19 protein-coding genes are annotated in these 20,296 nt (G+C 56.3%); 4 read left to right on the top strand and 15 right to left on the bottom strand.

All coding sequences use genetic code 11. The features are described 5' to 3' along the window. From ACQKLP_RS15470 to ACQKLP_RS15435, 8 genes are all read right to left on the bottom strand, one after another. The gene (locus ACQKLP_RS15470; RefSeq protein ID WP_427323658.1) at positions 1-1,635 is read right to left on the bottom strand and encodes an arylsulfatase; all 1,635 of its coding nucleotides are present in this window, start codon (positions 1,633-1,635) and stop codon (positions 1-3) included. Between the two features lie 8 nt (positions 1,636-1,643). Continuing rightward, entirely contained in the window at positions 1,644-3,116 is a 1,473-nt protein-coding gene (locus tag ACQKLP_RS15465; RefSeq protein ID WP_427323657.1) for a RagB/SusD family nutrient uptake outer membrane protein, read from the bottom strand. 17 nt (positions 3,117-3,133) lie between these two features. Then, positions 3,134-6,202: a SusC/RagA family TonB-linked outer membrane protein gene (locus ACQKLP_RS15460; protein WP_427323656.1), complete on the bottom strand. Its 3,069-nt coding sequence runs from the start codon at positions 6,200-6,202 to the stop codon at positions 3,134-3,136. Between the two features lie 446 nt (positions 6,203-6,648). Beyond that, positions 6,649-7,047, bottom strand: coding sequence for a VOC family protein (locus ACQKLP_RS15455; protein ID WP_427323655.1), 399 nt, complete (start codon positions 7,045-7,047; stop codon positions 6,649-6,651). A gap of 14 nt (positions 7,048-7,061) precedes the next feature. Continuing rightward, the gene (locus ACQKLP_RS15450; protein WP_427323654.1) at positions 7,062-7,478 is read right to left on the bottom strand and encodes a hypothetical protein; all 417 of its coding nucleotides are present in this window, start codon (positions 7,476-7,478) and stop codon (positions 7,062-7,064) included. A gap of 59 nt (positions 7,479-7,537) precedes the next feature. Continuing rightward, entirely contained in the window at positions 7,538-8,437 is a 900-nt protein-coding gene (locus ACQKLP_RS15445; RefSeq protein WP_427323653.1) for a DUF6929 family protein, read from the bottom strand. Between the two features lie 15 nt (positions 8,438-8,452). Next, positions 8,453-8,875, bottom strand: a complete 423-nt coding sequence (locus ACQKLP_RS15440) for a secondary thiamine-phosphate synthase enzyme YjbQ (protein WP_427323652.1) — start codon at positions 8,873-8,875, stop codon at positions 8,453-8,455. Between the two features lie 88 nt (positions 8,876-8,963). Next, on the bottom strand, positions 8,964-9,899 hold the full coding sequence (locus ACQKLP_RS15435) for an NAD-dependent epimerase/dehydratase family protein (protein ID WP_427323651.1): 936 nt from the start codon (positions 9,897-9,899) through the stop codon (positions 8,964-8,966). Positions 9,900-9,984: 85 nt separating this feature from the next. Here ACQKLP_RS15435 and ACQKLP_RS15430 point away from each other — a divergent pair, with 85 nt between their 5' ends. Next, a complete protein-coding gene (locus tag ACQKLP_RS15430; RefSeq protein WP_427323649.1) occupies positions 9,985-10,827 on the top strand; it encodes a helix-turn-helix domain-containing protein in 843 nt (280 codons plus the stop codon). A gap of 172 nt (positions 10,828-10,999) precedes the next feature. Here ACQKLP_RS15430 and ACQKLP_RS15425 read toward each other — a convergent pair whose 3' ends face one another. From ACQKLP_RS15425 to ACQKLP_RS15410, 4 genes are all read right to left on the bottom strand, one after another. After that, positions 11,000-11,536, bottom strand: a complete 537-nt coding sequence (locus ACQKLP_RS15425) for a hypothetical protein (protein ID WP_427323648.1) — start codon at positions 11,534-11,536, stop codon at positions 11,000-11,002. 87 nt (positions 11,537-11,623) lie between these two features. Further along, the gene (locus ACQKLP_RS15420; protein WP_427323647.1) at positions 11,624-12,436 is read right to left on the bottom strand and encodes a hypothetical protein; all 813 of its coding nucleotides are present in this window, start codon (positions 12,434-12,436) and stop codon (positions 11,624-11,626) included. Positions 12,437-12,496: 60 nt separating this feature from the next. Continuing rightward, positions 12,497-13,078 (bottom strand): GrpB family protein, encoded by a 582-nt coding sequence (locus ACQKLP_RS15415; RefSeq protein ID WP_427323646.1) that lies wholly within the window; start codon positions 13,076-13,078, stop codon positions 12,497-12,499. Further along, a complete protein-coding gene (locus tag ACQKLP_RS15410) occupies positions 13,075-13,452 on the bottom strand; it encodes a winged helix-turn-helix transcriptional regulator (protein WP_427323644.1) in 378 nt (125 codons plus the stop codon). Before ACQKLP_RS15410 ends, ACQKLP_RS15415 begins: the two co-directional genes overlap by 4 nt. Positions 13,453-13,490: 38 nt before the next feature. Between ACQKLP_RS15410 and ACQKLP_RS15405 the strand changes: the two genes are divergently transcribed. The 3 genes from ACQKLP_RS15405 (at position 13,491) to ACQKLP_RS15395 (ending at position 18,308) form a co-directional block, all read left to right on the top strand. After that, the gene (locus ACQKLP_RS15405) at positions 13,491-14,477 is read left to right on the top strand and encodes an NAD(P)-dependent oxidoreductase (protein ID WP_427323643.1); all 987 of its coding nucleotides are present in this window, start codon (positions 13,491-13,493) and stop codon (positions 14,475-14,477) included. 506 nt (positions 14,478-14,983) lie between these two features. Next, entirely contained in the window at positions 14,984-17,380 is a 2,397-nt protein-coding gene (locus ACQKLP_RS15400) for an outer membrane beta-barrel protein (RefSeq protein ID WP_427323642.1), read from the top strand. A 442-nt stretch (positions 17,381-17,822) separates the two neighbouring features. Continuing rightward, entirely contained in the window at positions 17,823-18,308 is a 486-nt protein-coding gene (locus tag ACQKLP_RS15395) for a MarR family winged helix-turn-helix transcriptional regulator (protein ID WP_427323641.1), read from the top strand. Positions 18,309-18,990: 682 nt separating this feature from the next. Here ACQKLP_RS15395 and ACQKLP_RS15390 read toward each other — a convergent pair. From ACQKLP_RS15390 to ACQKLP_RS15380, 3 genes are all read right to left on the bottom strand, one after another. Next, positions 18,991-19,473: a VOC family protein gene (locus tag ACQKLP_RS15390; RefSeq protein WP_427323640.1), complete on the bottom strand. Its 483-nt coding sequence runs from the start codon at positions 19,471-19,473 to the stop codon at positions 18,991-18,993. A gap of 180 nt (positions 19,474-19,653) precedes the next feature. Further along, entirely contained in the window at positions 19,654-20,028 is a 375-nt protein-coding gene (locus ACQKLP_RS15385; protein ID WP_427323638.1) for a hypothetical protein, read from the bottom strand. A 9-nt stretch (positions 20,029-20,037) separates the two neighbouring features. Next, positions 20,038-20,286, bottom strand: coding sequence for a hypothetical protein (locus ACQKLP_RS15380; RefSeq protein WP_427323637.1), 249 nt, complete (start codon positions 20,284-20,286; stop codon positions 20,038-20,040). Between the last annotated feature and the right edge of the window lie 10 nt (positions 20,287-20,296).

Below are 20,296 nucleotides of genomic sequence, written 5' to 3'. Positions count from 1 at the left end.
TTAGCGCCTGCCGCCGGTTGCGGGCGGGTTCTGGAATGGGCCGGCGAACCCGGCATTACCGCTTGGCCGGATCTTGTCGTATTCCACTACGTCGTTGGCTTTGGCCCATTTGTCGTATGCGGCGGAAAGCTCGGCAACCAATTGCGGGTTTTGTGCGGCGAGGTCCCGCGTTTCGGCACGGTCCGTCTCGATGTCGTACAACTCCCAAACGTTGGCGGGATACGCGGATACGAGTTTCCATCTGCCGCTGCGGACGGCGCGGTTACCGGCGCGTTCCCAGAACAGGGGCGCCTTCCGGTCGATTTCCTGCCGGGCGAAGAAGAGATGTGCCAGGCTGGTGCCTGCCAAAGGATACGACGGCGTCTGCTTGTACACGGAGGGGTATTTCGCTCCGGCGATCTCGTAAAAGGTAGGCGCCAGGTCGATCAGGTGGGCCGTCCCCCGCGCCGTAGAGCCCGCCGCGATCTTCCCGGGAAACCAGGCGATGAGGGGCGAACTGATACCGCCTTCATATGCCGTGGCCTTGTATGCGCGGAAAGGCGTGTTCGAAACGTGCGCCCAGCTTTGTTCCTGGTAATCGTAAGAGCCGGCCGTGCCGATGGGCCCGCTGCTCCGCTGGCGCTTCCTTCCAAACGGAATGAACCCGCCCTGCGCGCCGTTGTCGGAAATGAAAACCACGAGCGTATTTTCGTCCTGCTTCAGTTCTTTCAGCTTGTTCAGGATTTTTCCGATGCCCTGGTCCAGCCGGTCGATCATCGCGGCATAGACTTCCATCTTCTTTTCCCATAATTTCTTTTCGTCGAACGTCAGGCTTTCCCAACGCGGCACTTCCGGATCGGAGGAAATCGTGGCGCCGGGCGCAATGATGCCCAGCTCCTTCATCCGCGCGATGCGCTGCGTGCGCAGGGAATCCCATCCAATGGAATACCTTCCCTTATACTTTTCAATATCTTCCGGCTGCGCCTGCAAGGGCCAGTGCGGCGCGTTGTAGGCCACATAGAGGAAGAAGGGCTTTTTCGAACCGCGGGTTTCGTCGAGGTACTGCACCGCATGCCCGGCGATCTCGTCCGTTAAATATTGCCCGGGTTGCAGGCGGATGGTTTTGTTGTTCTCGACCAGCGTAACGGGCGGCACTTTATCGGTGTAGTTGCCGATGTCGTAATAATTGCTGGCGCCGCCGATGAACCCGAAGAAGCGGTCGAACCCGCGCTGGTTGGGCCAGGAAAGACTATCGTTCCCCACGTGCCACTTACCGGCCATGAGCGTCGTGTAGCCGGATTGTTGCAGCACTTCGGCCACGGTGAGCGAGGAGCGGTTTAAATACCCCTGGTACGCCGGCAATCCCAGGTTCACGTCAAAATAGCCGATCCCGGCGCGGTGGTTGTATTGCCCGGTCATGAGCGAAGCGCGGGTAGGGGCGCAGATGGAATTGTTGTAGAACTCCCGCAGTTTCAATCCCTCCCTTGCCAGGCGGTCGAGGTTGGGCGTGTGGATCTCGGAGCCGTAGGGGCCGATGTCGGAATATCCCATGTCATCCACCATAATGAGGATGATGTTGGGCCGCCGGGGGCTTTGCGGGTGCGCCGCGGGCAGGAGCGCCAGCCAAGCGCATGCGAACAGGAAAATCGTCTTCATTGTTTTCGTCAGTTATTAATCCATAATGGGTCTTGTCGCAGTTTCGGATTGAGGCTCAGCTCCCGTTGCGGCGTCGGGAAGCGGATGTGCCGGGGCGCGGCGAGCGTTTTGCCGGCGTCGCGCAGGGTTTTGACGTAATAGTCGGGCCCGCGCCGCACCAGGTCGAACCATCGCTGGTATTCATACACCAGTTCTTTGCGCCGCTCCTGGAACACGCTGTCGCGGAAATCCGCGGCGCTGAGCGAAGGCGCCACATCGGCGAGCTTCGGTACATGGGCGCGCGAGCGCACTTTGTCGATGGCTTCGTAAGCCGCCGCAGTAGGGCCGTTCAGTTCGTTCACCGCTTCCGCGTATATCAGCAGCACTTCCGCGTACCGGATAATGGGCAGGTTCTTCGAAGATTGGCCCTGGTTGCCGATCACCGCCGGATCGTAGTATTTATGGAAGTGCGGGTCGAAGGTGTAGGTTTTCCCGTCGGTGGGGCTCACCATCGTCGTGACGAACGTCACGGCTTTGCGGGTATCGCCATCGCTGTAGCTTTCGTATAATTTGCCCTGTTTGTGCAGCGCGTCGGCATAATCGCCGTTGATGCCGGGCACCTCGTTGGGCGCGCTTCTGCTGGCAAGGCTGTTTCCCTGGTACCCTGCATTGCCGAGGAATTGCGCGGAGAAAATATGTTCCTTCCCGTTTTTGGACGGCGTATTGAACACATCCGCGAAATCGTCGAACAGTCCATACCAATTGGCATCGATCACTTCCTTGCTTTTGGCCGCGGCTTTGGCCCAGTCCTGCTGCGTGAGGTATACTTTCGACAACAGGGATTTGGCCGCGCCCGAGGTGGCCCGGCCAACATCGTTTTTACCGTACTGGCCGGGCGCGGGCAGGTTTTCTGCGGATGAAAGGTCGGCGATGATCTGGTTGTAAACTTCGGCCTGCGGGCTTTTGGCCACATATAACGCTTCGGGCGAAAGGTCTTTCGGTTCATGCAGCACGATCGGCACATCGCCGAACCAGCGCACGAGATTGAAGTAATGCAGCGCCCGGAGGAACTTCGCCTCGTTGATCAGTCTTTCCCGGAAAACCGCCGTGATCTTGCCTTCCGGTATGAGGGCGATGCGGTCGATGGCGATGTTGGCGGCGTTGATGGCGTCGTAACTCTGGCGCCAGAGCTGCTCCATACGGTCGTTGGAAGCGTCGTGCGTGAGACCGGAAATCGCGCGGACATGGGCGTTCCTCGCCCGAGGCCCTGCTTCGTAATCGTCCGTCGCCATTTCGACGCCGATCTGGAAAAGACTGTTGTACAGCGATTGCCCCGTTTCATACAGCTTGCGGTAAGTGGCCACCACGGCGGCATCTGCCTGCGCGCCGTCGGTATAGAATTCCTGCGTCACCAGCTGCGACTGCGGCCGTTCGTCGAGGCTGCTGCAGGCGGAAAGGCCGATCAGCAGCGCAGGAAGGATATATTTTTTGTTGAATTGCATAAGGAAAGATTGATGGTTTACAGTGATACTTTCAGGCCGCCCAGGATCGTGCGCGACAGCGGATAAATGCCCTGGTCCGTTCCGGGAGAAACGTTACTGCCGGATGTAACTTCCGGGTCGAAGCCGGTGTATCTGGTCCAGGTGGCGAGGTTCTGCGCGGACACGTAGACCTGCACGGTGGATATTTTTCCGGTGAATTGTTTCGGCAACGTATAGGAAAGGGAAACGTTTTTCAGGCGGAGGAACGAGCCGTCTTCGATGAACCGGTCGCTGAAAACGGGTGCGGGATCGAGTTTGGCGCGGGGGATGGTTTGACTGGGGTTCTCCGGCGTCCAGCGGTCGCGGGCGGAACCGGCTGCGTTTTGCTGGCCGGTAAACAGTTCTAGAGCCTGCCGGTTGGCGTTGAGGACCTGGTTGCCGAAGGTGCCCTGGAGGAATACGCTCAGTGCGAAACCCTTCCAGCTGAAATTATTGTTCAGCCCCAGGATCACGTCGGGCTGGGCGTTACCGATGATGGCACGGTCGGCCGCAGTGGTGAAAGTGCCGTCGCCATTGATGTCTTTATACAGCCGGTCACCGGGTTTCGGCACGGCGTTGCCGGTAAATTTCCCTTTGGTATGTTCTTCACCGGTTTGCAGAATGCCATCGGTAACCGTTCCGTAAAAGCTCCCCAGCGGTTGACCCACCTGGATGATGTAGTTCCCGCTGATGTAAGACCTGGCACCGTTCCCCAGCGACAATACTTCGTTTCTGTTGATCGACGCGTTGGCGTCGGTGGTCCAGGTGAATTCACCTAAGAGATTCTTGCTGCTGGCAGTCAGCTCCAGGCCTTTGTTGGATACGGAGCCGAAGTTCTGCAGCGAACTGGTTTGCCCGCTCGTCCAGGGGATTTCAACGTTCAGCAGCAGGTTGCGCGTTTTTTTCCGGTAAGCGTCGAGGGAAAGCGTCAGCCGGTTGTCGAAAAAGCCGATGTCGATACCGGCGTTATACTGGACGGTGGTTTCCCATCCCAGCTTGTCGTTGGGCAGCCGGTTGGGCGCAAACCCCGTAGCCACGGTGTTCCCGAACAAATACGTCAAACTGTACAACGTTGCGAGCGACTGGTACTCGCCGATTTCCAGGTTGCCGGTGGTGCCGAAGCTGGCACGCAATTTCAGGTCGCTGATGGCGCGGCTGAAATCCTTGAAAAACGGTTCGTTGCTCACCCGCCACGATGCCGCGGCGGAAGGGAAACGTCCCCATTTATTGCCTTTCCCGAACCTCGACGAGCCGTCCGCCCGGATGCTGGCAGTAAAATAATACCGGCTCGCGTAGTTGTAGTTCACGCGGCCCAGCCAGGAATGGAGCACCCATTGGGTGGCTTCCGACCAGGGGCGCACCAGCACGGCGCCGCTCTGGAGGTTGTTGTAGGTAAGATCGTCGGACACGAACTGCTGCGCGCCGCTGCGCACCACGTCGCTGCTGAATTCCTGCTGCGTGAACCCGGCCAGTACGTCGAAACTGTGACGGCCGGCCTGGCGGGCGTAGGAAAGGGTGTTTTCGTTAAGCCACGAATAGCTCGTGTATTCGCCGCGGCCTGCAGCGCCTTTCGTTTGCTGGCCTTCGTAAATGGTGGACGGGATATAGCTTTTTTCATGCGTGTTGTTCACGTCTGCACCAAACAGCACTTTCGCCTGCAGGCCTTCCAGGATCTTGTATTCCGCGAAAGCCGTCCCGAAGAAACGGTTGGTGGTGGCCTTGTTCAGCGTTTCTACGATAGTGGCGTAGGGGTTGGCGAAGATGTTCTCGAAGGGATTTCGCAGGGTATATCCGCCGTTGGGTTCATAAATAGTCGCTGTGGGCGGCATGATGAGCAGGGAATTGATGATACCCGAGGGCGCCACGTTACCGTCTGAGCGCGAAGCCGTAATGCTGGCGCCGGTTTTCAGCCTGTCGTACGGCTGCGCGTCGATGTTGGCGCGGATGCCGAGGCGGGTGAAATCGGTATGACGGATGATGCCGTCTTGTTGGAAGTAGTTGCCGGACAAGTAATACCGCGTCTTCGCACTGCCACCGCTGAGCGTCAGTTGGTGGTTTTGCTGCGGGGCGGAGCGGAAAGCGGCGTCCTGCCAGTCGGTCCCCTTGCCGACGCTGTCGATCTGGGCCTGGCTGAGATATTGGAATTTCCCTTTGGACGGGTTTACATCATATAAAACGTCGTTGCGCAGCGCGGCGAACTCCCGTCCGTTGAGGACATCCACTTTTTTACGGAGCGACTGCACGCCGTACGATCCTTCGTAAGACAATATGCTTCTGTCTGCCTTGCCTTTTTTGGTGGTGATGATCACTACGCCGTTAGCGCCGCGCGATCCGTAAATCGCCGTGGCGGAGGCGTCTTTGAGAATGTCGATGGTTTCGATGTCGGAGGGGTTGATGCCGTTTAAGGGATTGACGGGCGTGCCGGTGATGGTGCCTGCCGTTACGGCGTTGTTGTACACGGGAAATCCGTCGATCACGTACAACGGTTCGTTGCCACCCTGTATGGAAGCGCCCCCGCGGATGCGGATACTCACGCCGCCGCCGGGCTGCCCCGATGTCTGCGTTACCTGCACACCCGGCGCCGCGCCTTTCAGCGCCTGGTCGAACGAGCTGACGGGTTGCCGCAGCAGCGGGCCAGATACGGATGCGATGGCGCCCGTCAAATCGCTTTTCTTCTGCGTGCCATACCCGATCACGACTACGTCGCTCAACTGGCTTTGCGAAGGCTCCAGCGGAATTTCGATCTGCGTATGCTCGACGATCACTTCCACCCGTTTATACCCAACGGACGTAATAATTAAGGTGTAGGGGAATGGCTGCCCCGTCACGAAAGCGAACCTGCCTTCGCCGTCTGTGGCCACGCCGTGCGTGGTACCCTTGATCTGAACGGTGGCGCCGGGAATGGGCTCGCGCGACTTTCCGTCCACGATGCGGCCCGAAAGCCTGGAATTGATGAGAGGCTGCGTTTGTGCGTAACCGTGAATGACGGTCAGGAGCAGCAATGCCGCGAAAATGAGCGCCGGCCAGGCATGGCGGTGCCGCGGCATGGTCGGTAGAAAATGGAACATGCTATGGTTGATTTGAGATACGACAATAAACAGCCGGCCCGCAACAGCAGGAATACGGCGGAAATGGATACGCGCGTGCTTCCGGAGCCCCGCCTGCGGCGGGGCTTCAGTACAGCAAACGGTCAAACGGCAAGCAGCGGAATGCTGCTACCGCATACAGGGCAGCATGGCCCGACATCGCGGAGGAATGATAAGGAAGGATGACATGCGTGTTGGTTTTTAGAAAAGATCAGGCCCGGTGATCGCCTCATGCCACTGATAGTCTGGTTGGTCTCTCTGGTCTAACTATCCCTCGGATCTGATTATGGCTTACCGGTAATTCGCATCAAAGATAATACTCTTTTTTAAATAACCTACAAAATTAGTAGACTAATAGAAAAATTCAGGAAATGCCAGGTAGATATGCTTTTGGGCGTGGGTTTTCAATGGATAGGAAATAAAAAGCCTTACAATGCAGTCGCATATTTCAGATAATTGCTCACTTCGATCAGGTTCCCGTCAGGGTCGCGGAAGTAAACGGAACGGATGGGGCCGGTAGCGCCGGTGCGGATCACGCCCTTTTCGATGATGGGAACGTTGTGATGTTCCAGCGTGCGCACCACGGCTTCCAGCGGCGTGTCGGTGATGAAGCAGAGGTCGGCGGAGCCGGGGAGGGGATGCATGGCTTTGGGCTCAAATTCCTGCCCGCGCTGGTGCAGGTTGATTTTCTGGTCCCCGAAACGAAGCGCCTTCCGGCCCTCGCCGAAAGTCGTCGTTTCCATGCCCAGTACCACCGTATAAAACGCGCAGGTGGCGTCTATGTCCGCCACGGTTAACACCAAATGATCGAGCCGGAGAATGTTCATGGTTGCATGTTTTATTAAAACTGATCGCCCCATTCATGGTCGAAGAGCTTGCAGAGCGTGGCTTCGCGGCGGCCGTACGTTTTCCGGCTTTCCTCGGCGATGCCTTCCTGGTCCATCTCTTCTTCACTCACCTGGTATACGGCCTCTTCCGGCGGTACTTCGTCGGTAGACAGGATCGCGTACCAGTTTTCTTCCTGCAGCGAATCGATCTTGTATAACGCGTATCCATACACGCTAAGCGCCTGTCCCAGGTAATCCATGGCGTCTTCCTGGTCGTCGTCGTCGCGCATCTCGGCCAGCTGTTCCAGTTCGGCAGACAGGAGGATGTCCATGTCCGGATATGCCTGTTGCAAAAGGTACAGCACCTCGGAAGCGTTTTCTTTCCAGGGAGCAGCGGCGATGGGAAGGTTCGACAGATTGACGTCGCGCATAAGAAACCGTGTTTGAGACTATAAAGGTAAGTTGCCGCGATGTATCCGCCAAGCGTGTTTTACAGCACGGCATTGATGGCGAAAAGCCGGCTCTCGCCCGCGTCGTTATCGGCCACCAGGTGGAGCAGCAGGCCTTCCGCACGGCTTTTTTCCAGGCAGATGCCCTCGATCTTTTGTCCGGCGAATACGGCCGATACGCTCGACAGGTTCACCATCTCGTCGGGCATCACCGTTGCGTTCCGCATTTTCTTGCTGTAGTCGCGGATCACGGCCAGGTAGCTGTCGCCGATGATGCCGTCGTCGTACGTGCTGGCCGTGGCTTCGGTGGTCAGGGTGAGGAGCAGCAGGTCGCGGCCGGGAATGTAGCACAGGTCCGACACGCCGCGGAATCCCTGGCTGGATTCCGGCAGTTTGATCTGCTGCAGGAAGGGACGGTCGTTGTGCATGGGGTTCCAGCAATCCGGCCGGGCAATGATGAGGGTATTATGGGGATTGTCTTCATGTCCCCGGTTCGCCAGTACCAGTTTGTTGGCGGCGATGGTAGCGCCTTCGATATTGACGTCGTGCAATTGGCCGCCGATTGCGTCGAGGAAATCGGCGGCGTAATGGGTGTAGATGACGGGATGGTCGCTGGTGCGGAAGGGCAGGGGCAGTAGCAATATCTGCCGGCGGGTTTCCAGGCTGGCGGAGCCAAAGGCCGCCAGGTATTGCGCCTGCTTGTGTTTCAGTACCACGGCCGATTCCAGGTCGGCCTTTTCCGGTTTTGGAATGCGGTACTGCGGATGGGAGAACAGCGTCACGGAACCCGTGGTCTTGTATTGCGTATCGAGGATGCGGAGCTCGCGGGCATCGTCACCCACGAGGTACAGCCGTCCGTCTTTAAAAGCGAGTGCGGAGCCGGACGGGAAATCGGGCAGCGTCTGTTCGCGGAGGAGGCTAATGACGGGTTGAAGGAGCATATCATCAAATATAAGTTATTCGCCCCAGAGGGTAATGACCAGGTTGCGGGGGCCGCCTTCGTTGCGGTGCTCGCAGAGGTAAATGCCCTGCCAGGTGCCGAGGGCGGGCTGGCCGTTGCGCACGGGCAGCAGCACGGAGCAGCCGAGCAGTGAGGATTTGAGGTGCGCCGGCATATCGTCGGCACCTTCGTAGTCGTGCTCGTAATCCGGATCGTTTTCCGGAACGGCTTTGTTGAAGAACGTCTCGAAATCGCGGCGCACCGTGGGGTCGGCGTTCTCGTTCACCGTCAGCGAGGCAGACGTATGCTGGATGAATACTTGCAGCATGCCCATCTTTATCCCCCGGATGGCCGGGATCGCGCGGAGCACTTCCTCCGTGACAAGGTGAAATCCCCTGCGTTTTCCCGGCAACCGCAGCATTTCCTGGTACATTCTCATGATCTGGTGTTTTAATTCGCTTTCCCGTTTTTACAGGTTGTTCGAGTGTCCAAGATAGGCATTGCCGCCGGATTTTCATGCCGTTGGGTCAGGGTTGCGCGAGGTACCATTGGGCGGTGGCTTTCACGCCCGCTTCGTAAGAAGTGGGTGTGAAATGGAAATGCTTTTCGAATTTGGCGGAGCTGAAGCGGAACGGGAACGCGTCCTGGTAATGCATTTCCTGCATTTCGCGCATGAAAGGGTTGAACCAGCCGATGACTTTGAGGAGCCATTTCGGCAAAACGGTCACGCTGTTTTTTGCGCCCATTTCCTTGGCGGCGAGCTGTATGAACTGGCGGCCCGTAAGCGCTGGGCTTACGCAGGGCAGGTGCCATATCTGCCCGAAGGCTGCTTCGCTTTGGGACAGCATATACAAAGCCCTTGCGGCGTCGGGCGTATAGTTGTAGGCGCGGGGAACGTCGGCGTTGAGGAACCATTGCGCTTTTTTACCTTTTTTCATGTTGGCGAACACGAGCACGCCGGCGGCGCTTTTGTCGGTAACACCGGGGCCGTAAAAATCGACCGCCCTGGCGATGATGCCTTTTAACGCGCCGGACCGCATTTCGGCTTCCAGCATTTGGGCTACGCCGGCGCGCACCTTTCCTTTGCGGCTAACAGGGCGGTAGGGCGTGGTTTCGGTAATGTCGCCATCTACTTTTCCGTACATGTAGGCGTTGTCGAAGAAGATGAGCCTGGCATTGGCGGCTTTGCAGGCGTTGATGACGTTGCGCATGATCACGGGCCAGTCGCGCTCCCAGACCGACGCATTGTACTGGATGCCGACGAGCATATACACGATATCCGATCCCTTCACCGCATGGAGCACCTGTTCGTAGTCGAGCACATCGGCGGCAATGGATTCGGTGCCGGGAATGGATTTCGGGGCCCGCGAAACGAGACGGACCTGCTGGCCTTCGGCCTGGAGAACGGGGAGGAGGGCGGAGGCGATGGTGCCATTGGCGCCGAGGAGTGTGTGTAATGCCATGGTAGAATGTTTTACTTTTGTTTTCGGTTTGATGATGCAAACTTACCACCGGCGCCCCGCCGGAAATTGTAAGAAAACGAACGCCATGGATATATACGGTAAGAAATATGACAGGGACGAAAGGTTGAAAAACGTGCTGCAGCCGCTGTACGCCATCCAGGCGCCGGAGAACGCTGCTGCTGAGGTCTTTCATTTGTCGCCCAACCTGGAAATGTTGCTGATATTCAGTTTCGGCGAGCCGTTGCGCTATACGTTCGACCGGTCGGAAGCCCTGCAGCATACGATGGACGACATCATGGTCCTGGGCCCCCTCCGCCGGATGCTCACCTACGAACGCCCCGGGGGTACCGATATTTTGGTGTTGCCTTTCGTGCTCGACGGCTTTTATCGCCTGCTGGGCATTTCTCCCGACGATATCGATCTGTCGGTGGCAGACGATCCCCGCTTCGCGCAAACGGCCGTCCGGCTGGAGGCGATGCACGCATCCCTCGCCCGGATTTCCGACCCGATGGAGCGCGCCGCCGCTGCGGAAAAGATGATATTGCAAGCCGTAGCGCCTTCGGAACCGGCGTCGGTTCCCCTCCTCGAAAACCTCGACGCCATCCGCAACCCGGCGCTCAACCCGGTAAAAGTGATCGCGGAACAATGGGATATCACGGAGCGCGCCGTGCAGCAGCGATTCCGGAAATACGGCGGGTATTCACCCAAGGAACTGATCCGGTTCCTGCGCTTCAAAGCCGTGGTGAACTGGCTGCTGGAGCACCCTTCGCAAAAACCGGACTGGTTTTTCCTCATCGAGCGGTTCGGTTACCACGACCAGAGCCACCTCATCAAAGACTTTAGGCATTATACTGGCGCCCCGCCGAAAGAATTCCTGAAAATGAATGGGGACGGCAGTTTCTGCACCAGCTGGATCCCGGAGGATTGACAGGTTATTCGAAATACTTTTCCGTTTTCAGGTCAACGATATTGAGCATGAGATCGCTGACGGGTGCCACGAATTCGTTGGAACAGATTTTCTGACGGCTGGATTTTTCCCAGACCACCCTGAAGTTAGCAGTGAATTCGCCTTCGTAACGCGGAAACTTCGCAATGAGGATTTATCCGGGCCGGAGGTAGTTGTCTCTTGCGCCGGTGCTGCAGGACCTGTACCACGACGAAGGGTTCTCGATCCTTATCCAGTCTTTTTTCCCATTCTGGATTTCCAGGAAAGCGAATTCGAGCGTATTGGATTTGCCAAGGTACAGCAGCGAATCCGAGACATTTTTCAATGTTACGCGCATCCCGTTGAACAATGAAATGGAATCTACGATGCGGCGGTTGGCTGTCGAGTCGAAATGAGAATGTTCAATTTGAAGTTGAGTATGTGACGTGTCCACCTGGATGTTCATGTAGCTGCTGTCGAATTTCCTGGCCAGGCATCCGCCGACGTTACCGGTTCTTCCGGATCGCGGCAATGGCTTGCCGGTGGCTATTTTGCCGGAGTCCGGGCCGATATAGCAAATGGCATACCGGGCGTATGCATCGAAGGGGATGGATTGTACATTGCCGTGAAGTAACGTGTCGAACAGCGTGTATCCGTTTTCGTGATAGGTGCGGATCTGAAATCCGGGTTGATGGCAGGAAATCAGGCCCATTGTACATAGTAACAAGCTAACGTATCGCATATCCGAATTTTCAGGATGATGCAATCACGCGCCCGTTCCATAAAAATAATTGGACAGCTATTCTTTGTCCAGCCCGATACCCAGTCTGATGGCGGATTCTATGGCATTGTAATTTCCTGCTTTATTGAACAGCGAAAAGGGTTGTTTGGGAAATAAACCCGGTTGCGCGAGGAACCTGGGCTGTGTGCCGCGGTGCTTTTGCGCCGCGTGAACGAGGAAGGGATGGCAAAGATACACGGTGCCGGCTTCGCCGGTTGCCAGGGCTTCTTTCCGGTGGCCCGTACCGCCCAGTTTATCGGCGATCTGCAGGGCGGTGAGGCCTTTATCGCCATGTGGACGAAGGAGTTTGGCCACATCGAGATGGGAACCTGCGCGGATGCGGGTGGGAGCGTCGTTTTCACCGATGTCGGAAAAGAGGAACAGCATCAGCAACGCGCGGTTTTTGGAGTGGAGGTTGGATTTCCACTTGAAGAAATTTCCCGGATCGCTGGCGGCTTCGCGGCCGGGGAAGCTCACGTCCACATGCCAGCCATCGTCGCCCGCGTCTTCGTTGCTCGGAAAGCGGACGGGAAATGTGCCCACGCTCTGGCGGGGCGCCCAGCGGCCGGGGCCGACGAGCTGGTCGAACGCGGCGTGCAGCACGGGCGTGTTGGCCGCCTGTACGAATGGTTCCTGCGAAAACTCGCCCAGCCAGACTACGGGCGCTTTCCATTGCGCAGGCGCATCCGGGCGGAGGTTCATTTCCTTCCATAAAATATCCTGCACTTCCAGCGCCAGTTCGCGCGGGAATGCCTGGTTGAGGCGAACGTAGCCTTCCGTGATGAAATGCCGGATATCGGCGTCTGATAAGGGAAGATTGGGTTGCGGCATATGGCATGGTTTAATATCGAATTTACACATTTGCCGGGAAGGGAACAACAATGGCGGGGATCAGCCCTTCCACCAGGCGAGGGCGCGCTGTTCTACGGATTTTACGAAGGCATCTTTCGCGGCGTTGTATTCGTTGGTGTCGCCGAACTCCCGGGCCGAGAGCCCGATCTTGAGCGCGGCATAGGCATCGGCCACATCGGGGTGCGAACGCAGGAAGTCCCGCATCGCCAGGTGCCTTTTCCAATGCCAGGTGTTTTTGACCATGATGTGGATGTTGACGAGCGAGGGGATGGGGCCGCCGGTCACGAAGGGATCGCCGATATCTACCAGCCAGGGCGCCGGTTCGCCGGGCGGCATGTCCAGCAAAGCGAAAAAGCGGCGGTAGGGCATGGAAGGTTCGTATTTGCGGAAGTAAGTATAGCCGCGGCGGTTCATCGGTTCGATCGTCGCATCGAGCCATTCGTCGGACGCGACGCCCACGAGGATATCGATCACCGGTTTGGCGGCGAGCCCGGGCACGGATGTGCTGCCGATATGGTCGATCACCGGGAACAGATGCCCGAGCGCCTCGGCGATGAGGCGCTGCTGCGCTGCGTAAGCGTCGGGCCAGAGCGGGTCATATGGTGCGATGACGACTTTCAAGACGGTGTATTGAGCGATTCTTCCGCCATGGCGGCCGAGATTTCCTGCACGAATGCCTTGTTCGCATTGCCCCAGGCATCCATTGCGGCGATGAGCGGCAGTACAGAGCGGCCGAATTCCGTGAGGAAGTATTCCGCTTTCAGGGGGAACCCGCCTGAGGTCTCTTTCCGGATCACCTGAAGGGCTTCCAGCTCGCGGAGGTGCATCTGGACCACCCGCGCCGGCGCTTCCGGGATTTCGCGCTGTATCCCGCTGGGCCTGCTGATGCCCCGTGAAATCGAATCAATGATGCAGGCGCGCCATTTGCCGCCCACGATCTTGTTGGCCACGTTGACGCCACAATCCAGGTTTTCTGCAATTTTCCTTTCGTACATAATCCATTCCTTTCAGGAAAGTTAGCCCTTTTTCGGGAATGAGCTTTTGCCGCCATAGGGAACTTTTTCTCCCTACCGAATCTTTTTTCCCGTATTGTCCGCCTCTCCGTTGCGCCGCACCTTTGTTCCAGCAAAACAAACGAACGATGAAACAACACAATGAAAGGTCCGCGGCCGTTCTGGGCCTCGGCATGATGGGCGCCACGCTGGCTAAATTACTCCTGGCGCAAGGTTACGACGTAACGGTCTGGAACCGCAGCAACGGTAAATCCATTCCTCTCGCCGAAGCGGGCGCGAAAGTGGCGGCAACGCCTGAAGAAGCGGTGAGCGCGGGAAATGTGATCGTGATGTGCGTACATGATTACGCCGCGGCAAATGCCATTCTCGCAGGCACGGAAGCTGCAGACTGGAAAGGGAAAGTGCTTGTGCAGCTGACGAGCGGCAGCCCTGCAGAAGCGGAACGCCTCGAAGCCTGGGCGGAAGCCCTTGGCGCCGGATACCTCGATGGCGCCATCCAGGCCGCGCCGCAACAAATGGGACGGGAAGACACTCCTTTATATATTTCGGGTAAAAAATCGGCCTGGGGAACGGCGCTCCCGGTGCTGAAAACCTTCGCCGGCGCGCCGGAATGGTTGGGAGAAGGCGCAGGACTGGCCTCGTCGGTCGATTTGGCCACGCTTTCAGGGATTTACGGGACGCTGATGGGCTTTTTCCACGGCGCGCGGATCATGGAGCATGCGGGTTTCCCGGTCGATAAATACGCGGGACTGCTGACGGGGATCCTCAGCACTTTCGGGGAATTTATCAAGTACGAAGGACAGTTGGTGCATGAAAATCGCTTTGCCAAAACGGAAAGCCCGCTGAGCATTTCGGTGGATGCGTCGGCGAGGATATTGGAGCAGGCCAAAGATGCGGGGATCAACAGCGCTTTCCCGGAATACCTGGCGGGGATGTTCCGCCGAGCGGCAGACATGGGGCTGGCAGACGAGGAATTGTCGGCGATGATCAAGGTTTTACGGGCCTGATGCATGGGTATCGCTTCGGATAGGAAGCCGGTCGTTACCGGGAATGGCCGGTACCGCCGCCTTCCTGTTTACAGGGTGGGACTAGATTACTTTCGGACGGGCCCCGGGCGGATTCGGAAAGCTGAATATACCGTTCATCTATAAAAACCAAAATTTCAGTTCTCGTCGGGGAGGAGTTGTTTTCCGGGAAGAATGGTGCAGGTGAGGGTTGCGGGAAACGTGGGGCCGGGAGGCTGAAATGCCGGCTGGGGGCGATGGATGGAGGGTCTGGAAGCGAGAATGGCCGATTGGGTCAGTTAAATATAATGAAAAAGAAAGGCTGAAATGATGTGAAGACCGGCGGAGGGAATGTCCGGAATCGGACATGTTCCCAATAATGGTAAGCACTTACATAAAATCGCTTGGAACCATGGTGGGATCGGTGGAATTTCGTGGAAACATTACCCAAAATCTGTTCCCCGATGAAGCGTTTTTCTTTACTTTTTGTTCGTGTTATTATCAGTTTAATGCTGGCCTGGCCGGCAGGATCGTTGGCGCAGGCGGGTGGAGACATCCGCGGGAAGGTTTCCGGGGGCGAGGGTTTCCGCCCGGAAGAGGTGATCGTGCAGTTGCTGAATGCTGCCGATAAGCAACTGGTGAAGATGGAATATGCCGATGCGCAGGGGAATTTCCGCATTTCGGGCGTAAGGGCTGGCAAGTACCTGGTGGCGATACAGCATCTGGCTTACAACCGGTACCTGTCTGCAGAGATCTTGCATTCCACCGCTACCGATCTCGGGGAAATCAGGCTGGAGGCGGCTGCCCGGCAGCTCCGCGAAGCGAACGTGGTAGCCCAGAAGCCTTTGGTGCAACAGCAGTATGATAAAACCGTGCTGAATGTTGCCGGTTCCATTTCCGCAGCGGGAAGCAATGCGCTGGAAGTGCTCGAAAAAGCCCCGGGCATCACGGTCGATCAAAATGACAACATCGCCATGAGAGGGCGTCAGGGTGTGCTGGTGATGATCGATGGGAAGCAGGTGCCCATGTCCGGGCAAGACCTCGCCACTTACCTGCGAAGCCTCAACGCTGCGCAGATTGACCGGATTGATCTCATCACCAATCCCTCCGCGAAATACGATGCCGCCGGCAACGCGGGGATCATCGATATCCGGCTTAAAAAAGGCCGGAACAACGGTACCAACGGAACGGTGGGGCTCAGCCTAGGACAGGGTGTTTATGCGAAGGTGAATCCTTCGCTGAGTATCAACCATCGGAAAGGTCCCCTCAATTATTTCGCATCGTATAATTTGGGCCATCGCCGCGATTACAACGATCTCGACATCCACCGGAAATTCTTCACCAAAGAAGGTGTGGAAACCGGCGGCAACGATTACGATAACTTTTTCGGGTTCCGGTTCAATACGCATAATGTCCGCGGCGGTATGGATTATCAGCCGAATTCCCGTACCACGGTCGGCTTCGCGGCCAATGCGGTTATCAATGACGGGATGGTCCGTTCAGACAGCAAGGCGCAGTCGTTCGACGCCGCGCAATCGCCCACCGGGCGGTTCAACACCCTGGGGAATAATAATTTGCACCGCCGTAACTACAGCTTCAATCTCAATTTCCGGCGCTTGCTGGACACCTCTGGCCGTGAATTAACGTCGGATCTCGACTATGCGCGGTATACCAGTTGGGAGTATCAGAACTATCGAACTGCTTACCTGGATGCCGGCAATGCTCCTGCGCGGCAGGATTTCCTGCTGTTCGGCGATCTGAGCGGCCAGCTCGATATCTACTCCGTAAAGGTGGACTACGTTCACCCTATAAAAAGATGGGGGATGAAGCTGGAAGGCGGTATCAAAAGCAGCTGGGTGCGTACGGACAACGACGTCAGCTTTTTTGACCGCAGCCATGGCGGATATGATCTGGAAGAAGGCAAGAGCAATCGTTTTATTTATAAGGAAAACATCAACGCGGCCTATCTTAACGGCTCCGGAAACTGGAAGAAACTAAGCTACCAGTTCGGTTTGCGGTTGGAGCAGACCCTTGCCAATGGCCGCCAGGTGATACACGAAGAAACCTTCGACCGGGATTATGTGCAACTTTTTCCCAGTGGTTACCTGGGGTACAAGTTCAATGACCGGCACGATCTGGGCGTTACATTGAGCCGGCGAATCGACCGGCCTTCGTACCGCGAGCTTAATCCTTTCCGCGTTTTCCTCGACCCCTTGACGTCTTCGACCGGGAATCCTGCGCTTCGGCCGGAGATCACGGCGTCATACGAACTGGTGTACGCATTCCGCGAGGTCTATACTGCCAAGGCCGGTTACAGCAGAACGAAGGACAATGTGCTTTCCGTACTGGCGCCCGACGTGGAGCCGAACAGCGTATTGCAGACGAACCGCAACCTTGCTCGGTATGATTATTACCATATAACGGTTGGCGTGCCGGTGACTGCCATCAAATGGCTGAACAGCAGCAATACGGTGGTGGCATACTATGGGCTTTATCGCGGGAATCTTGTGGATACCGATCTCAATGAAGGCCGTGTGGTGTTCAATTTCAATACGAGCAATACGATCACGCTTGATCCTAAAACCACCATGGAGGTGAATGGTAATTTCCAGAGCCGCAACTGGTACGGGTTCCTGGATATTGCCAGCAACTGGCAGCTCGGTATTGGTGCCCAGCGGCAGTTCTGGGAACGGAAAGGCTCCCTGAAACTGAACCTGAGCGACGTTTTCCTGACTGGCCGGGTGAAAGCGTTCACGAAACTGACCGGTTATTCCGAAGCTTTTCGCCAGTTCCGTGACACGCGGGTGCTGACGTTGACATTTAACTACCGCTTCGGTGGCCAGCAGCAAGGCGGCCCTCGCCGGCGGACTGGTGGGGCGGAAGAAGAGAAACGTCGTGCGGGTTGAGCGTGGAGCGCGGGAGTTGGCGTTGACATTTAACTATCGCTTTACCAGTTGAGCAGCAAGGCGGCCCTCGCCGGCGGACTGGTGGGGCGGAAGAAGGGAAACGTTGTGCGAGTGGAGCGTGGTAGGCGGGTGCTGACGTTGACATTTAACTATCGATTCGGTGGCTGGCAGAAGTACGGCCTTGCTGCCCGACTGGTGAAGCGGAAGAAGAGGAACGTCATGCGAGCTGAGCGATAAGTGCAGGTGCTGACGTGGACCTACCTAATATCTGTTATTGGTCGATCCGGTAATTGGCACGGCAGTATCATTTGTTTATCATGAAACGACATTCCGGAGCTGGCGCCGTCAGCTCCGAACATATGGAACGACATTCCGCAGGAAGTTCGCGAAGGAATTTTCGGAAAATAATGTCGTAACGCCTAAAAAGGGATACTTTTAAGGCATGAATATCGTCCACGAACTGGAAGAACTCGCATTGGCGACCCGCTTGAAAAGGCTGGGAGAGCGCCTGTCCCAGGATGTCAGCCGGATTTACAAGGAATCTTCCCTGGATTTTGAAGCGCGGTGGTTTCTGATCCTGGAACTGCTCAGCCGGAAGAAAACCATGAGCATCACCGAGATTTCGGATGCCCTGCAGATCAGCCATCCCGCCGTTGTGCAACTGGCAGACCAAATGCTGGAACATGGCCTTATGAAAGCGTCTCCCGACCCACGGGATGCCCGCCGGCGCCTGTTGTCTCTCAGCGCCAGTGGCAAAAACATGTACAAGCGTATCGGGCCCATGCTGCAAGTCATCCGCGAAGAAAACCGCAAATGGCTGCTGCAATCTTCCGGTGACCTGCTCCGCATCCTGGGTGAATTGGAGAACGCGTTGGATGATAAAAGCATGTACCAACGCATCCGGGAGGGGCTGTCCCGCGAGGTTTAATCCGTCTACGGTAGCAGAAGCCCGGTTTGCAGCAGTCCAGCGTTTGTGTTCATCCGCATTCCGATACAGCGCCCATGGTACCAGAACCCCATCGGATAGTAGGCAGAGACAGCGTTCATCCGTGTACTGCTAAAGCTCTCATGATACAAGAAACCCGGCCTACATCATGCAGAGACAGCGTTCATCCGTGCACTGCTGAAGCTCTCACGGTACCAGAACCCCGTCAGATACTAGGCATAGTCAGCGTTTATCCGCGCACTGCTAAAGCTCTCACGGTACCAGAACCCCGTCGGATAGTAGGCATAGTCAGCGTTTATCCGCGTACTGCTAAAGCTCTCACGGTACCAGAACCCCGTCAGATTGTAGTCATAGTCAGCGTTCATCCGTGTACTGCTAAAGCTCTCATGATACAAGAAACCCGGCCTGCATCATGCAGTGACAGTGTTCATCCGCGCACTGCTAAAGCTCACGATACAAGAAACCCGGCCTACATCATGCAGAGACTGCGTTCATCCGCGCACTGAAGGCGCCTACGGTACCAGAAAACCGGCCTGCATCAGGCAGAGAAACCTTCTCCGCGTCCTGATAAACCGCCCACAGTACCCAAAACACGGCCTCTAACAAGCAGCGTTACATCTCCTCGTCCCTGGCGCCCCCGCGAAACCGGGAACCCCGGCTTGGATCAGGCTGGCACGGCATCCACCGCATCCTGGATTTCCCTGATCACGATCTTCTTCTGCTTCATCATCGCCTGGGCTGCACGGGTAGCGCGTTCCTTGTTGGGGTCCGACATCAGTTTCGTCAATTCTTCCGGCACCACTTGCCACGAAAGCCCGAACTTATCCTTCAACCAGCCGCACATGCTTTCCTGCCCGCCATCGGCCGTTAATTTGTTCCAATAATTATCCACCTCTTCCTGCCCCTTGCATCGGATGCTCAGGGAAATCGCTTCCGTGAAAGGAAATTGTGGCCCGGCATTCAGCGCCTGGAACCGGGACCCAAACAGCTCGAATTCCGCCGTCAGGAGCTTCCCGGCATTGGGGCCTCCCCATTCACCATAATGACTCTTGCTCAGGATCTTGAAATCCGGGAAAACGGTTTCATAAAAAGCCAGCGCCTCGTCGGCATTGAAGTTGAACCACAAACAGGGAGTGATCTTTTGCATATTTTCAGGTTTTAAGCGTTGAGGAATAACAACACTACAAACCTAGACAGATTCCCGACAGGAAACCCTGTGCAAACGCGACAAACTTTGGGCGAATTGCGACAAGTTGCACCAGCCCCTTCGGTAATTCAACCACCGCCAAACCTGCTGATTCACCTCACGTAGAAGTTATATAATTTCTCACACGTAAAAGCTTTCCTCATCAGGACAATACTCTTGGGGTACTTTGCCCGCCGTCAAGATGGTCCCATCCTTAAATTCACCTGTTTGACTGACCTCGAAAACAAATCGGTATGCATCTTTATCCCCTCCCAGGATCAAATCCCTTAATGACAGAGAACCTTTAAAGAAAGCAGAAAGGTCCTGTGGGGCAACCTGCCAAAACATTCGTTTACCAATTTTGCCCGGCAAATCAATCCAATATGAAAAATAATCGGTTCCATCCTGCATCCTGAAATGCTCCAGGAGCGGAAATGCATCGAAACTCCATAGATTCCGAAGTTTTACAAACTTGCCGAATGGCAGATGGTTTAAATAACTGTCTGTTACTTTCATTGCTGAAAATTATAATTGTTCAATAATCGTAAATTTTGTTTCCAACGCGGCATCGGCGTGTTCATAAAAAGTAAAATGGCCATTCCCATCTATGCTTTTCATCCATCCATCCCGCTCGTCCAGGTAGCCCTTTGCGATATGCGTGTATCCCAGGTACGCTTTTACCTTTTCGCTGAACCGCCTATAAGCCCTCCGCGCGCCCGAAAGCGTATCAAACAATGATATCCCGCAACGGGCACAGTATTGATGGTCATCCATGTTGTCATAG

The sequence above is a fragment of the Chitinophaga sp. NPDC101104 genome, assembly GCF_050277495.1.
Taxonomy (GTDB): domain Bacteria; phylum Bacteroidota; class Bacteroidia; order Chitinophagales; family Chitinophagaceae; genus Chitinophaga.
This window is presented reverse-complemented; position numbering and strand designations above follow the sequence as displayed.

Bases quoted from the DNA above. Each gene is read 5' to 3' on its own strand.
- ACQKLP_RS15470 (WP_427323658.1), bottom strand. From the start codon at position 1,635: ATGAAGACGATTTTCCTGTTCGCATGCGCTTGGCTGGCGCTCCTGCCC.
- ACQKLP_RS15465 (WP_427323657.1), bottom strand. From the start codon at position 3,116: ATGCAATTCAACAAAAAATATATCCTTCCTGCGCTGCTGATCGGCCTT.
- ACQKLP_RS15460 (WP_427323656.1), bottom strand. From the start codon at position 6,202: ATGTTCCATTTTCTACCGACCATGCCGCGGCACCGCCATGCCTGGCCG.
- ACQKLP_RS15455 (WP_427323655.1), bottom strand. From the start codon at position 7,047: ATGAACATTCTCCGGCTCGATCATTTGGTGTTAACCGTGGCGGACATA.
- ACQKLP_RS15450 (WP_427323654.1), bottom strand. From the start codon at position 7,478: ATGCGCGACGTCAATCTGTCGAACCTTCCCATCGCCGCTGCTCCCTGG.
- ACQKLP_RS15445 (WP_427323653.1), bottom strand. From the start codon at position 8,437: ATGCTCCTTCAACCCGTCATTAGCCTCCTCCGCGAACAGACGCTGCCC.
- ACQKLP_RS15440 (WP_427323652.1), bottom strand. From the start codon at position 8,875: ATGAGAATGTACCAGGAAATGCTGCGGTTGCCGGGAAAACGCAGGGGA.
- ACQKLP_RS15435 (WP_427323651.1), bottom strand. From the start codon at position 9,899: ATGGCATTACACACACTCCTCGGCGCCAATGGCACCATCGCCTCCGCC.
- ACQKLP_RS15430 (WP_427323649.1), top strand. From the start codon at position 9,985: ATGGATATATACGGTAAGAAATATGACAGGGACGAAAGGTTGAAAAAC.
- ACQKLP_RS15425 (WP_427323648.1), bottom strand. From the start codon at position 11,536: ATGGGCCTGATTTCCTGCCATCAACCCGGATTTCAGATCCGCACCTAT.
- ACQKLP_RS15420 (WP_427323647.1), bottom strand. From the start codon at position 12,436: ATGCCGCAACCCAATCTTCCCTTATCAGACGCCGATATCCGGCATTTC.
- ACQKLP_RS15410 (WP_427323644.1), bottom strand. From the start codon at position 13,452: ATGTACGAAAGGAAAATTGCAGAAAACCTGGATTGTGGCGTCAACGTG.
- ACQKLP_RS15405 (WP_427323643.1), top strand. From the start codon at position 13,491: ATGAGCTTTTGCCGCCATAGGGAACTTTTTCTCCCTACCGAATCTTTT.
- ACQKLP_RS15400 (WP_427323642.1), top strand. From the start codon at position 14,984: ATGCTGGCCTGGCCGGCAGGATCGTTGGCGCAGGCGGGTGGAGACATC.
- ACQKLP_RS15395 (WP_427323641.1), top strand. From the start codon at position 17,823: ATGAATATCGTCCACGAACTGGAAGAACTCGCATTGGCGACCCGCTTG.
- ACQKLP_RS15390 (WP_427323640.1), bottom strand. From the start codon at position 19,473: ATGCAAAAGATCACTCCCTGTTTGTGGTTCAACTTCAATGCCGACGAG.
- ACQKLP_RS15385 (WP_427323638.1), bottom strand. From the start codon at position 20,028: ATGAAAGTAACAGACAGTTATTTAAACCATCTGCCATTCGGCAAGTTT.
- ACQKLP_RS15380 (WP_427323637.1), bottom strand. From the start codon at position 20,286: ATGGATGACCATCAATACTGTGCCCGTTGCGGGATATCATTGTTTGAT.